Source organism: Pelagimonas sp. (genome assembly GCF_050633425.1).
In the GTDB taxonomy this organism is placed as follows: Bacteria; Pseudomonadota; Alphaproteobacteria; order Rhodobacterales; family Rhodobacteraceae; genus Pelagimonas.
The window spans coordinates 96,003-109,708 of sequence record NZ_JBOEGM010000016.1; the positions used below are offsets into that span (position 1 = coordinate 96,003).

A 13,706-nucleotide genomic window follows, 5' to 3' on the forward strand; every position below is an offset into this window, starting at 1 on the left:
ATGCCCGCACTCTGGATCGCACACGTCACCGTCACAGACACCGAAGCCTATGGCAAATATGCCGAACTTGCCGGGCCAGCAATCGCGGCACATGGCGGTTCGTTTATTGCCCGTGGTGGCCGCTATGTTCAGCTCGAAGGCAAGGAACGTCCCCGCAATGTGGTGGCGAAATTTCCAAGCGTTGAGGCCGCCGAAGAATGCTATCATTCGGACGCTTACCAAGAGGCGCTCAGCCATGCGCGCGGTGCCTCAGAGCGAGAGCTTTTGGTGGTCGAAATTACCGACTGAACCCGGCTGAACTGATCAGGTTTGTCGCCAAAAAAATCTCAAAAATTGCGTGCAGGCGGCGGGTTTTTCCGCCGTCTGTTTTCGTCTTGCTCGGCCAGATATTGCTGGTAGCCAATGGTACCCGTCACCATATGGCACTCTTCCGCTGAAGGAGAGTGCTAGGTGGCAGGCTCTTGCCTAGGCCGAATCCGGTGCTTTTTGGCCCAGTGATTCGCCGAAAATGAAGGTTAATTGTTTCCATTCAAGCGACGAATTTTTCGTTGTCAGGAATTGTTTCCGAATTGGAAAATTTTATCAGCCTTCGAGCTGTGGATAAAACCGGTTGATTATGGCTTCGTAGGCACAGATTCCCGAAAAAGTTGCCCAAATATGCGGGAATGTTGGGAATTAGCCAGGCAAGTAAGGAATTCCTGTCGCGCCTTCGTCGGCAACTTGGCTAGACTTTCCTTACCTTTAATTTTTTCTTGGGAGAAAGACTATGAAAAAGGTTCTTGCAGTCGCAATTTTGGCGGCATCTACTCTGGCGGCACCTGCCTTTGCTTGGGAAGGCAAAGTCGTAGCGTGCTATGATAAAATCTGGGTACCGGCAAAATACAGCACGTCGAAAACTCTGATTATGGCGGCTCACACTGAGTGGGAATACCGCAATGGCCAGATGGTCAAGATCCATTACCCGGCTGTTTACAAAGAGAGCAAGCACATGAAAGCTGCGGGTCACTATGTGGCGCGCAAGGCTCCTTGCCACTAAGATAAGGGTCAACTGATCCAAAGAAGAGGCGCGGGGACTGCCACCCCGCGCCTTTTTTTGTTCCGCGCCATTTTTCCGGCGATTTTCTACCGCGCCGGTACAGAAGCTGTGCACCGTGCAATAAAAAGCCCCGGAAAATTCCGGGGCTTTTGAGGTCTTGAAAGGTGTTTAGTCTCTCTTGGACATCCGCTTGCGCTCATGTGGGTCAAGGTAGCGCTTGCGCAGTCGAACTGCGTTCGGCGTCACTTCAACCAGCTCATCATCGTTGATATAGGCGATGGCTTCTTCGAGGCTCAGAGTGATCGGAGTTGTGAGGCGCACGGCTTCGTCCGTACCCGAGGCACGCACGTTGGTTAGCTTTTTGCCTTTCAAAGGGTTCACTTCGAGGTCGTTTTCGCGGCTGTGCTCACCAATGATCATGCCCTGATACACCTTGGCTTGGGCACCAATCATCATCTTGCCGCGATCTTCGAGGTTCCACAGCGCATAGGCAACCGCATCACCATTTTCCATTGAGATCAAAACACCGGCGCGACGCCCAGGGATTGAGCCTTTATGCTCGGTCCAACCATGGAAAACACGGTTCAAAACACCTGTGCCGCGCGTGTCGGTCAGGAATTCGCCGTGATAGCCGATCAAGCCGCGTGAAGGCACATGGGCCACGATGCGGGTTTTGCCGGCTCCGGCTGGCTTCATCTCAACCAATTCACCTTTGCGGGTGCTGGTCAGTTTTTCGATCACGACGCCGGAATAATCGTCATCCACGTCGATTGTGGCCTCTTCGACGGGTTCCATACGCTTGCCGTCTTCTTCACGCATGATCACCTGTGGGCGCGAAATCGACAGCTCAAACCCTTCGCGGCGCATGTTTTCGATCAAAACACCCATCTGCAATTCGCCACGACCGGAAACTTCAAAGGCTTCACCACCGGGTGTGTCGGCGATTTTGATCGCAACGTTGGTTTCGGCCTCTTTCATCAGACGGTCACGGATGACGCGCGACTGAACCTTCTTGCCATCGCGGCCAGCCAAGGGGCTGTCGTTGATGCCAAAGGTCACGGTGATGGTGGGCGGGTCAATGGGCTGCGCTTCGAGCGGCTCGTCGACGGCCAATGCACAGAGCGTATCGGCAACCGTTGCTTTGGTCATACCGGCAAGCGAAACGATGTCGCCTGCTTCGGCCTCTTCGATGTCTTGCATCTGCAAACCACGGAACGCCTGAATTTTCGTCACGCGGAACTGTTCGATTTTCTGGCCAATGCGCGACAAGGCCTGCAAGGTTGCTCCTACCTTGATCGATCCAGATTCAACACGGCCGGTCAGGACACGGCCAACAAAGGCGTCGGCACCAAGTGTGGTAGCCAACATGCGGAAATCGTCGTCGCGATGTTTGATCTGCTTGGGTGCAGGCACGTGGTTGACGATCAGGTTAAACAGCGCATCAAGATTTTCGCGCGGGCCGTCCAATTCTGGATCGCACCAGCCATTGCGACCGGAGGCATAGAGATGCGGGAAGTCGAGCTGATCTTCGTCCGCATCAAGGCTTGAGAAGAGGTCAAAGCATTCGTCCAACGCGCGGTCGGGCTCACCATCTGGTTTGTCGACTTTGTTCAGCACAACGATGGGACGCAGGCCAAGTGCAAGCGCCTTGGAGGTCACAAACTTGGTCTGTGGCATCGGGCCTTCGGCCGCATCGACCAGAAGCACAACACCGTCAACCATCGACAGGATCCGCTCAACCTCGCCGCCAAAATCGGCGTGGCCGGGAGTGTCAACGATGTTGATCCGGGTGTTTTTCCATTCAACCGATGTCGGCTTGGCGAAAATGGTGATGCCACGCTCGCGTTCGAGATCGTTGCTGTCCATGGCGCGTTCCGCCACGGCCTGGTTGGCACGGAATGCGCCCGATTGTTTCAGAAGCTCGTCAACCAGTGTCGTTTTGCCGTGGTCAACGTGCGCGATGATCGCAATATTGCGCATGTCCATGATAGGAAGCCTTGTTCAGGAGAGTTGCGCAGCCCGTAACGGGCCTTGGCGCAAAAGGCCAGAGGCTTTGATGAGATGTGGTGAAAATGCGCCTTTTTCGGCGGGCTGTGGCGCAGATTAGTGGGTTGCGGTGCTTGAAAACAGGTTAATGACCAAGATGCCGGCCAAGATCAGGGCCATGCCAAGGATCGCCGGCAGATCCAGTTTTTGACCAAACACCGCAAATCCTATGGCCGCGATAAAGACAATGCCAAGTCCTGACCAGATCGCATAGGCGATGCCGACCGGAAAGGTTCTGAGCGCTACAGACAGCAAATAGAATGCTGCGGCATAGCCGATTACGGTGATCAGCGCGGGCAGGGGTTTGGTAAACTGCTGGCTGGCCTGCAGCGCGGTTGTGCCAATGGTTTCAGCCAGTATTGCCAGTGCGAGGATCAAATAGGGCATTGTGGTCTCCTTGACGCAATGACGGTCTTCTTGGCGGTGATAATGGAATGGCGGGGTTGCGCCCCGGCATACACATCCCGCCATACACATCATACACATAATGACGTTTGCATGGGTTTTGACCACAGGGTACGGCCACAGTTTAGTGTAGATGTTAGCCCAAATGGATTTTGAACCGATCCCTGAGTTTGGCATCCAACTCTGGGTCAAACCGAGCCGCCGAAGGTTGGCTCAGAATCGCCTCTTTTCGGGCAACCGCATTTTTCAGCAGGTTTGGTTTGGCTTTTTCTTCCCATTCCTTTGGTGAAGAACGATCCCCAAGTGCCGGATAGACATGGTCTTTTTGCATGCGGCCAAGGGTTTCATCCGTTCCGAGGTAATGCCCAGGACCAGAGAGGCAAACCTGGCGCATTTGGTCTAGGGCGAGGGTCTCGTCATCCACTTCTATGCCGCGCACACAGCGCTGAGCCTGTCCAATCAGGTCATCTCCGAGGATCAGGCTTTCATGGCAAAACCCAAGCAAGGATGCATGCATACCAGCGGCTTCGTAAACCATGTTCAGGCCCGACAACCCCGCCATCACAGCCGAACACATCTGTTCCCAACCCGCTTGCATATCGGGCAGTTTGCTGTCGGATGCCCCCGCAGCAGCGCCGCCGGGAAGGCCGTAAAAGGCATGCATCTGCGCACATCCTGCGGATAGCAATGCTTGTTCACCGCTGCCCACCGACATCGCGCCAGTCCGTAGATCGAGCCCAAAAGGCCATGTGCCAAAAATCGCCGGGTGCCCGGGTTTCACGGCGTTGACATACACCAACCCGGCCAAACACTCGGCTACGGTTTGTGCGATGGCTCCGGCAATCGTAGATGGTGCCGTTGCGCCGGCCATACAGGCGGCAAGCAGCAAAACCGGTACGCCACCACGAATACAAGCCTCCATCGCTTGGCAGCTCTCGGTGGCAAATTTCAACGGGGGGACCACAAAGCAATTGGTGTTCGAGACAAAGGGCCTTTCGCGGAATTTGTCTTCTCCTCCGGCAATCATATACAGCATCTCAAGCCCATCTGCGACATGAGACGGGTCTGAAAACGATGTGCCGATATGTTTGGTTGTCCCTGAGGTGCAAGCGTAGATGGTATTGAGGTCCATCTGCAAATTATCGGTGATGTCGCGCGCGACCATGGGGCGTTGAACAAAGTGGATATTGTCCAAAGTGTTCGCGATACGCGCAGCATCGTGCAGGTCCTGGAGCTTACTGTCGCGATAATTTGACCCGTCAAGGTCGATCATGTGAACCGCTGCGCCTGCTGTGCCATAGTGGACTTTTGAGCCACTTAGATCAAGATCAAGCCGGCCATCCCGACTGTGCAAAGTCAAGCTTTTACAAGCCTTTGCGAGCGTATCTTCAACAAGAGCGCGCGGAAATCTTAGGCGACCATCCTCGCCCAATATGGCCCCGGCCTTGACCATAATGTCGATCCCGGTGTGTGGGGCATCCGCAAGACCGATTTGCTCCAAAGCGTTTAGCGCGGTGTTGTGAATGCGTTGCATGTCCTTGTCTGACAGGGGGCGGTATTGCCCCCCTGACATTCCGGGACGGATTGGGCGCATGTCTTCGGATAAGGCAGAGGCTCGGGCGGCGACGCGGGCCGCACGTCCTCCGGACCGTCCGCTGGCGCGACGGGGCATAGATGTCATTGGCTTTTCCTGATAGTGGCGGTTTTGGGTACAGCGACTGGCCTATTCAGGACGACCGCGTGCTGCCCGCCCACGCCGTGCGCCGATCACCATTTCAATGCGCAAGACGCGAGGGCGTTTCATATCCATACCTCCATGATTGGCGCTGAAACCGTACTCGTCTCGGTCAAAAACGACATCGTCAGTGTTTTTTAGCGACGAGCGCGGGCTTTTGGCGACCTTGGTCGACAAGGACCTTGGGACGAAATCCGGGGCGCGACAAATAGCATGGCGGTGACCGAAACCATTGTGGGGGCCACAATGTTGTATGTTTGTATGCGTCGTTTGGCTTGCGATCCATCGAACAAGTCGCAAACGGCCCATCGGTGCGAACCGGTCTCCTTTTGGTTGTGCCAAGGCAAAGCTGGCACGGCTGTCTACTGAGCGTTCCAAATCTTGGGCGAGAGCCTGTCCGAAATGGTCTCTTGAAGATGCTCAGATTACGCGGCGTAAAGGGCGACTCTCTTCCAGATTGACGTTCCAAACGGGCGGTTTGTCGGGGCATATGCCCAATTTTTCAGCGGAAATTTTCAAAATTTTACGGTCTTCATCACGTTTGTGAATGGCTGCAAAAACGAAATTTCATTCGATTTAACAATATCCTAAACTTTTAGCTCCTGCGTCACTATCCCGATGAGATCGGGTTTTGACGACAAACTGTCGTCAAGCTGGATTTACAGAATGGGATCAAGTGGCTACCGTCCACTTCTATGCTGAATGCAATACCGAATCTCTGGGCTAGGCCAAACCCCATGACGGACCACTCGGACGTCAAGGGATCGGTGTTGGGCGCAGCATGGGACAATGGCAGAACAACTGCCCTAGCGGCACCCGCAATAGGCCAAACAAAAGGGTGCTATGTTTTTTACCAACTGGAGAGAACCAAATGAAATCCACTATGCTGACAATTGCAGCCGCAGCGACACTCGCCGCTGGTGCTGCTGCCGCTGGCACACTTGACGACGTCAAGGCCGCAGGCAAATTGAAGTGTGGCGTGAGCCAAGGCCTGCCTGGCTTCTCAAACCCTGACGATTCCGGCAAATGGACTGGCTTGGATGTCGACATGTGCCGCGCCGTTGCCGCTGCCGTTCTGGGCGACGCAGAAGCCGTAGAATATGTTTCGCTGTCCGCGAAAGACCGTTTCACAGCGCTGTCTTCGGGTGAAATCGACATTCTGTCGCGCAACACCACTTGGACAATCACACGTGACACGGATCTGGGGATTTCCTTCGCGGGTGTGAACTATTACGACGGTCAGGGCATGATGGTTCCGGCGTCTTTGGGCGTGTCAAGCGCGACTGAGCTGGATGGCGCAACAATCTGCACCAACACCGGTACCACAACCGAGCTGAACATCACCGACTACTTCAAACAGCACGGCATGACTTTTGAACTGGTTGCTCTGGAAAACTCCAACGAAGTTGTTGCCGCTTATGGCGCAGGTCGTTGTGACGTCTTCACCACCGACCGTTCCGGTCTGGCGGCTGAGCGCCTGAAGCTGGCCGATCCTGACGCACACGTTGTTCTGCCTGAAACAATCTCCAAAGAGCCGCTTGGCCCATCGACACGTGCCGGTGACGAGCAGTGGAACAAAATTGTTCGCTGGACTCTGAACGCGCTGATCGAAGCCGAAGAGTATGGCATCACAGCTGCCAACACCGATGAAATGATGAGCTCGGACAACCCATCGGTCAAACGTATCTTGGGCGCTGGCGACAATGATTACGGTGCTGCTCTTGGTCTGGACAAAGACTGGGCCGCAAAAGCAATCAAAGCTGTTGGCAACTATGGCGAAAGCTATGAGCGCAACGTTGGTGTAAACACCCCGCTGAAACTGGACCGTGGCGTTAACTCGCTCTGGAATGCCGGCGGCTTCCTCTATGCTGCGCCGATCCGCTAAGCAGACCTGACTACCGCATAATCATAATAATGCGGGAAAGGGGCGAAGTTAACGCTTCGCCCCTTTTTCCATAGCGGGGAGACCTCCATGACTACGACCAACGACGTCGACCAAGAACCCGAACGCACGGGTTTGGCGGCACTTGTCTATGACAGCAAGGCAAGGTCGCTTTTCTTCCAAGGTGTGCTAGCGGTTCTCATTCTGTTCATGATTTACATGGCAGTACAGAACGCCGGGCAGAACCTTGCAGATCAGGGCAAAGAATTCGGTTTCGACTTTTTCGACCGCCCATCTGATGTTCAAATTCTAACAACCTTTGGCACCTGGCTGATTGGCTATGTTCCGGGCGAAAGCACCATCTTGGATGTGCTGAAACTGTCGGTTGCCAACACTCTTATTCTGGCTGTGGTTGGCATTTTCTTTGCCACCATTCTTGGTTTCCTGATGGGCATAATGCGCCTGTCGAGCAACTTTGTTATCAGAAGTTTCGCGACGATCTATATTGAGCTGATGCGCAATATCCCGTTGCTATTGCAGATTTTCTTCTGGAACGCGGCGCTTCGGCTTGTCGCACCGGGGCCACGCGACTCCGGGACCTTCGTACCAGGGATTTTGCAGTTCAACACCAAGGGCATATATGGCCCATTCCCGGTCACTCATGACGGTTTTTACCTGACAATGATGGCGGTTATCATCGCGATCGGCGGCGTGATCGCATATGGGAAATACGCCAAAAAGATACAGGAAAATACCGGCAAGCAAAGCCCGGTCTTACTCGTGTCTCTTGGTCTTTTAATCGGCCTGCCCACCTTGGTTTTCCTGATCACGGGGCGTCCTCTGACCATCGAATGGCCGAATTTCGTTACCGAAGGTCCGGTTCTGCGTCGTGGTTTTGAACGGGGCGTTGGGTCATACATTGCGCCTGAATTCATGGCGCTGTTCCTCGCTTTGACCACCTATACGGCCGCCTTTATTGGTGAAATCGTACGGGCTGGTATTCAGGCGGTTCCCAAAGGGCAATCTGAGGCTGCGGAAGCCTTGGGGCTTTCGGGTGGTTTGACGATGCGCAAGGTCATCTTGCCGCAAGCGTTCCGGGTGATCATCCCGCCGCTGACCTCGCAATATCTGAACCTGACCAAAAACTCGTCTCTGGCCGCCGCGATTGGCTATCCAGAATTGGTTGCCGTTTTTGCTGGGACCATCCTCAACCAGGTCGGTCGTGCCATTGAAATCGTTGCGGTTGTGATCATCGTTTATCTGACGATCTCGCTGCTGACATCCTTCTTCATGAACTGGTTTAACAACCGCGTTAAACTGGTTGAGCGGTAAGGGAGAGAAAAGATGACAGATAAAAACATCGCATATCTCCGCATATCCGAGGCCCCAACATTGCCGCCCCCCGCGAGCGAAGTTGGGATCCAAGGTTGGCTGTCGAAAAACATCTTTTCTTCGATGGCGGACTATTCCTCGCCATCCAAGGCAATCAACTCGGTCCTGATGACCATCCTGACGTTGGGATCGGTGTATGTCCTGTATTGGATGATCAGCGGCATGTTGGATTTCTCGCTGTTCTCAGCGACTTTCAGCGACCCGGAAGGGCAAAAGCGCGAAGCTTGCGTCGTCAATACCGGCGCGTGTTGGCCCTATGTTCAGGCCAAATGGTATCAGTTCATGTATGGGTTCTACCCCAAGGAAGAAGTCTGGCGTGTTAACGTTTCGATGTTCCTTCTTGCGGTGGGTATTGCCTGGCTGGTCTTCCCAATGCCGCGTCGCGGTTTGGTGGCGACATTGATGCTCACAGCGTTTCCTGTTGTGTCCTTCGTGTTGCTCAACGGGATGCCTATCGAACATGACGGCGATTTGAGCCATGTGTTCTCTGGTGTTTGGTTTCCCTTGATCGTGGCAGGTGTCACTGGTGCGGGTTGGTGGCTGGCGCGTGATGGCAAAATGGGTGAAGTGGCGGCGGCTATGTCTCCGATCATGCTCATGGTTGCGGCGTTGTTTGGCTTGTTTGCCTTCTTGCCCTTGATCACGGCTGGTCTGGACATTGCGCTTGGCACCGAGGTGGTTGAAACCAACCTTTGGGGCGGTTTGACGATCACATTGGTTGTGGCCATTGCTGGTATCGTTGCCTCGCTTCCTTTGGGGATGTTATTGGCCTTGGGACGTCAGTCCAACGCCCCGATCCTCAAATACAGTTCGGTGATCTTTATTGAGGTTGTCCGTGGCATCCCGTTGATTTCGGTCTTGTTCTTTGCGTCGGCCATGTTGCCGTATTTCTTGGAACCGGGTGTTGATTTCAATAAGCTGCTGCGCGCCATGATTGGTGTGATGCTGTTCTCGTCTGCCTATATGGCAGAGGTGATCCGTGGCGGTCTGCAAGCCATGCCAAAAGGACAGTACGAAGGCGGCATGTCGCTGGGTCTGTCTTACTGGCAGCAGATGCAACTGATCATCATGCCCCAGGCTTTGACCACGGTTATTCCGGGCATTGTGAACACGTTTATCGGTCTGTTCAAAGATACCACGCTGGTTCTGATCATCTCGATCTTTGACCTGCTGGGTATGATGAACGCGACTCTGACTGACCCAACCTGGGCGACCCCAACCACGGCCTATACTGGCTATCTTGTTATCGCGTTGATCTACTGGGTCTTCTGTTTCGGGATGTCACGTTACTCGGTCTATATGGAAAACAAACTCCACCGCGGACACCGGTGAGGGAGGGACTAAAAATGTCTGATACGACACAACAAAACCCCGCACGCGCAGCCATGACCGTCTCGGATGAGGTGGCCATTGAAATCAACGATATGAACAAGTGGTATGGTTCGTTTCACGTTCTGCGTGACATCGACCTGACCGTATATCAGGGGGAGCGGATTGTTATCTGTGGCCCGTCTGGGTCGGGGAAATCTACGCTCATTCGCTGTATCAATGCGCTTGAGGAACATCAGGCTGGTTCGATTACGGTTGACGGAACCAAGCTTACCTCGGACCTCAAAAACATCGACAAGATCCGCTCAGAAGTTGGCATGTGCTTTCAGCACTTCAACCTGTTCCCGCATCTGACCATTCTTGAGAATTGTACGCTGGCCCCGATCTGGGTTCGCAAGACTCCCAAGAAAGAGGCAATTGAGACGGCGATGCATTACCTTGAAAAGGTGAAAATCCCGGATCAAGCCAACAAGTATCCTGGTCAGCTTTCAGGTGGTCAGCAACAGCGTGTGGCGATTGCACGGTCATTGTGCATGAAGCCTCGGATCATGTTGTTTGACGAACCAACCTCGGCGCTTGACCCGGAGATGATCAAGGAAGTTCTCGATACGATGATCGAGCTGGCCGAAGAAGGCATGACCATGCTGTGCGTCACCCACGAGATGGGCTTTGCCCGCCAGGTCGCGAACCGTGTGATCTTTATGGCCGACGGTCAGATCGTTGAACAGAACGAACCAGAAGAGTTCTTTGGCAATCCACAGTCGGAGCGCACCCAGCAGTTCCTGAGCCAGATTTTGGGTCACTAACACACCGACCGGTTTTCAACGGCTGGACAGTGCTTTTAAGCGGGCAGGGTGCAAGCCTTGCCCGCTTTGCTGTGGATGGCCTGTCAGAGCCTGCCCACTTGGTTCATTCCATTTGCAAACACTGCAATACTCGCCCTAAGCTTTGGACAAGATTTGCACACAGGTTATTTAGGAACGAAAAATGTGTTGGAGTGGTGAAGCCTCAATCGGGCTGGCAGCGGTTGGTATGGCTGCGACCAGTTTTGCGATCTATAAGAAAGAAAGCCCGCTCTTATGGTCGCCTTTACTCTACTTCTCACTTATGGAGCTTCTCCAAGGGTATACGTATTCTGTCATTGACCAATGCGGTTTGCCAGAAAACCAGATTGCGACCTTCCTCGGCTATTTGCACATCTGTTTCCAACCGTTTTTCGGGCTTTTGATCGCGCTGTATTTCATACCCGAAACCGTGCGCCGGGCGGTGCTTCCCTATGGTTTGGTGCTGTGTTCCGTCTCCGCTATCGTGATGTTGATCCAAGTCTTTCCATTTGAATGGGCCGGGGCCTGCATGCCGGGATCTATCCTATGTGGCCCCCAAATGTGTTCGGTCACTGGCAGTTGGCATATTGCATGGCATGTGCCGATCAATGACATCGGCGATGGTATTCTCGCTTTGACAGGCGGCCCGGAACTATTTGGGGGGCTGCTCCGCATAGATTTTCCGACCTACCCATTGGCGATGTTCCTTTTTCCACTGCTCTTTGGATCATGGCGTTTTGTGCTGTATCATGTGATGCTTGGGCCGTTTTTGGCCCGGATGACCACGTCAGATTTGAATGAAATGCCAGCGGTTTGGTGCCTCTTGTCGATTGGGTTCTTGTTGCTCGTTGTCAAAACCCCTCTTCGGCAGGTGCTCCACGTGCGCTATTGGCCGCTTTGGGCATTGATACCGGGTTTGGATAGCCGGGGGCAAAGGACCGTTGGGTCAGACAAAATGCCCGATGCCGAGGCGACGTCTAAATAGGGACGTTGCATTTGGAGACAATCGCCGACGGCTTTTTTGCCCCTTGCTTGAGAAATCTGAGTTTTTGGTGATCCATCTGTTCAGGTCACCCGTACTGGGTATATGGTCAATCAAGCGATACTACTCGAGCCTGCTGTCTCAAACCCTACAGCCGGGACGCAATACAAGGGCATGCCTGTGTCGGAAAAACAAGACGCGATGTCTGACCTGACCGTTTGGCTCCTTGCTGTACGCGATCATCGTGATCGCGTGGCCTTTGGGAAGATGTTCGATTTTCTCGGACCGCGTCTCAAGGGTTTTGTGATGCGCAATGGGACGGGGTCGGCGCAGGCTGAAGAGATTGTTCAAGACGTTATGTTGACGGTCTGGCGAAAGGCAGCAATGTTTGATCCGCACAAGGCCCAAGCGTCTGCATGGATCTATCAGATCGCGCGGAACCGGCATATCGACATCGTTCGAAAAGAAAACCGCCCGGTGCCTGATGAACTTGGGGAAGACCCTGGGATGGAACCAGATGCGGCCCAAATTCTAGCCCTTGAACAAGAAGCGACCCACCTAAAGCAAGCGTTGCGCCAGCTACAACCGGATCAACGCGATATGATTGAAAAAGCCTATATGGGCGATCTCACTCACCAAGAAATCAGCAGTCAAACCGGCCTTCCGCTCGGAACCGTTAAATCCCGCATCCGTCTTGGTCTTGGACGATTGCGAAAAGAATTGAGAGGGTTGCGCTGATGCCTGCCATCACACACCACATCCCTGACGCCATGATCGCGGCCTATGCATCTGGCAATCTGCCTCATCCTTTTGCCTTGGTTGTCGCCAGCCACCTGTCACTCTGCAAAGACTGCCGTGCAGCGCTTGGCGCTCATCAGGCCGTTGGCGGAGCCTTGCTTGAAAACACTGACGGGGTAGACGTGTCCGCTGGTTTGAAAGCTTCCATTATGGATTTGCTGGATGCCCCTGCGGCACCGCAGCCAGTTTTTGAACCCAAGGGCATTTACCCCGGTGCGATCATGGAAGAACTAAAGGGCAAGCCGCTGCGGTGGAAAACCCTTGGCATGGGGGTCAAGCAAAGCATTTTGTCCGAAAGCGATGCTGGCTCTGCAAGGTTGCTGTACATCCCCGCAGGACAGGCAGTCCCCGATCACACCCATAATGGTTTGGAACTCACCTTGGTGCTTCAGGGAAGTTTCAGCGATGAGACCGGCCGTTTTGGTGTCGGTGACGTTGAGATTGGGGATCAGGATCTGGAACACACGCCTGTGGCGGATGCGGGGGACGCATGCATTTGTCTTGCGGCAACGGATGCGCCATTGCGCTTTAACGCGCTTGTGCCGCGTCTGTTACAGCCGTTTTTCCGAATTTAAGGAACGTCTAGTCATCAACGAATATGGGGCTGCATTTCGGTGCGGACTTTTCATTTTATTCCGCTTTTACAGACTCTTAATGACGTTTTCGTGATGTCGAAATCCACACCATCCCCGCCTTCGTATCCCTAATACCTACACCAAATGGGACGGGCGACATGCCCAGATAAATGGAGACGATATCATGAATGCAACTTTCAAAACGGTCCTAACGGCCCTTGCGATTACCTCCGCCGCCAGCACCGCGCACGCCAACACAATCGTGGAAATTGCCGCCGCTGACGACCGGTTTTCCACCCTTGTAGCTGCCGTTGGAGCGGCAGGTCTTGCGGATGCCTTGTCTGGTCCGGGTCCATTCACCGTTTACGCCCCGATTAATGACGCGTTTGCTGCCTTGCCTGAGGGAACCGTTGAAACATTGCTTAAGCCTGAGAATAAGGGGCAGTTGAGCGATGTTCTTTTGTATCATGTCGACGATCGAAAACTGTCGGCTGATATGATCCCCGCGGGCTCAACCTATTTCAAGCCAATGCTGACGACTGAGCGCCTATGCATTACCTCTGGTGCAGATGGGGTTAAGATCGCGGATGGGACCGGCGCCATGGCCAATGTCGTCATTGCCGATATTCAGGCCGATAACGGTGTTATCCATGTGATCGACAAGGTGCTATTGCCCGGAAATCGCCCCGCCTGTCACTAAAG

At 53.9% G+C, this 13,706-nt stretch carries 13 protein-coding genes; 10 read left to right on the forward strand and 3 right to left on the reverse strand.

Going from position 1 to position 13,706, the window contains the following annotated elements:
* A complete protein-coding gene (locus ACRBB0_RS13650; protein ID WP_431374991.1) occupies positions 1 to 288 on the forward strand; it encodes a DUF1330 domain-containing protein in 288 nt (95 codons plus the stop codon).
* A 478-nt stretch (positions 289 to 766) separates the two neighbouring features.
* Positions 767 to 1,036, forward strand: a complete 270-nt coding sequence (locus tag ACRBB0_RS13655) for a hypothetical protein (protein ID WP_431374992.1) — start codon at positions 767 to 769, stop codon at positions 1,034 to 1,036.
* Between the two features lie 168 nt (positions 1,037 to 1,204).
* On the opposite strand, the gene typA is transcribed toward ACRBB0_RS13655, so the two are convergent.
* From typA to ACRBB0_RS13670, 3 genes are all read right to left on the reverse strand, one after another.
* Positions 1,205 to 3,022 carry a translational GTPase TypA gene (typA, locus tag ACRBB0_RS13660; protein ID WP_431374993.1) on the reverse strand — a complete coding sequence of 606 codons (1,818 nt, stop codon included), beginning with the start codon at positions 3,020 to 3,022 and terminating at the stop codon, positions 1,205 to 1,207.
* A 117-nt stretch (positions 3,023 to 3,139) separates the two neighbouring features.
* On the reverse strand, positions 3,140 to 3,664 hold the full coding sequence (locus ACRBB0_RS13665; protein WP_431375284.1) for a DMT family transporter: 525 nt from the start codon (positions 3,662 to 3,664) through the stop codon (positions 3,140 to 3,142).
* Complete coding sequence (locus ACRBB0_RS13670) at positions 3,624 to 5,168, reverse strand: trimethylamine methyltransferase family protein (RefSeq protein ID WP_431374994.1); 1,545 nt, start codon at positions 5,166 to 5,168, stop codon at positions 3,624 to 3,626. The genes ACRBB0_RS13665 and ACRBB0_RS13670 overlap by 41 nt, the downstream gene beginning before the upstream one ends.
* Positions 5,169 to 6,093: 925 nt before the next feature.
* Here ACRBB0_RS13670 and ACRBB0_RS13675 point away from each other — a divergent pair.
* The 8 genes from ACRBB0_RS13675 to ACRBB0_RS13710 all read left to right on the forward strand — a co-directional run bounded on the left by ACRBB0_RS13675 (position 6,094) and on the right by ACRBB0_RS13710 (position 13,704).
* Positions 6,094 to 7,107 carry an amino acid ABC transporter substrate-binding protein gene (locus ACRBB0_RS13675; protein ID WP_431374995.1) on the forward strand — a complete coding sequence of 338 codons (1,014 nt, stop codon included), beginning with the start codon at positions 6,094 to 6,096 and terminating at the stop codon, positions 7,105 to 7,107.
* An 87-nt stretch (positions 7,108 to 7,194) separates the two neighbouring features.
* Positions 7,195 to 8,436, forward strand: coding sequence for an amino acid ABC transporter permease (locus ACRBB0_RS13680; protein WP_431374996.1), 1,242 nt, complete (start codon positions 7,195 to 7,197; stop codon positions 8,434 to 8,436).
* 12 nt (positions 8,437 to 8,448) lie between these two features.
* A complete protein-coding gene (locus ACRBB0_RS13685; protein ID WP_431374997.1) occupies positions 8,449 to 9,828 on the forward strand; it encodes an amino acid ABC transporter permease in 1,380 nt (459 codons plus the stop codon).
* A gap of 14 nt (positions 9,829 to 9,842) precedes the next feature.
* Complete coding sequence (locus ACRBB0_RS13690; protein ID WP_431374998.1) at positions 9,843 to 10,631, forward strand: amino acid ABC transporter ATP-binding protein; 789 nt, start codon at positions 9,843 to 9,845, stop codon at positions 10,629 to 10,631.
* 181 nt (positions 10,632 to 10,812) lie between these two features.
* Positions 10,813 to 11,634 carry a DUF5765 domain-containing protein gene (locus ACRBB0_RS13695; protein ID WP_431374999.1) on the forward strand — a complete coding sequence of 274 codons (822 nt, stop codon included), beginning with the start codon at positions 10,813 to 10,815 and terminating at the stop codon, positions 11,632 to 11,634.
* Between the two features lie 198 nt (positions 11,635 to 11,832).
* Positions 11,833 to 12,369, forward strand: coding sequence for a sigma-70 family RNA polymerase sigma factor (locus ACRBB0_RS13700; protein ID WP_431375285.1), 537 nt, complete (start codon positions 11,833 to 11,835; stop codon positions 12,367 to 12,369).
* Positions 12,369 to 13,004, forward strand: a complete 636-nt coding sequence (locus ACRBB0_RS13705; protein ID WP_431375000.1) for a ChrR family anti-sigma-E factor — start codon at positions 12,369 to 12,371, stop codon at positions 13,002 to 13,004. The genes ACRBB0_RS13700 and ACRBB0_RS13705 overlap by 1 nt, the downstream gene beginning before the upstream one ends.
* Before the next feature lie 184 nt (positions 13,005 to 13,188).
* Complete coding sequence (locus ACRBB0_RS13710; protein ID WP_431375001.1) at positions 13,189 to 13,704, forward strand: fasciclin domain-containing protein; 516 nt, start codon at positions 13,189 to 13,191, stop codon at positions 13,702 to 13,704.
* Positions 13,705 to 13,706: the final 2 nt, after the last annotated feature.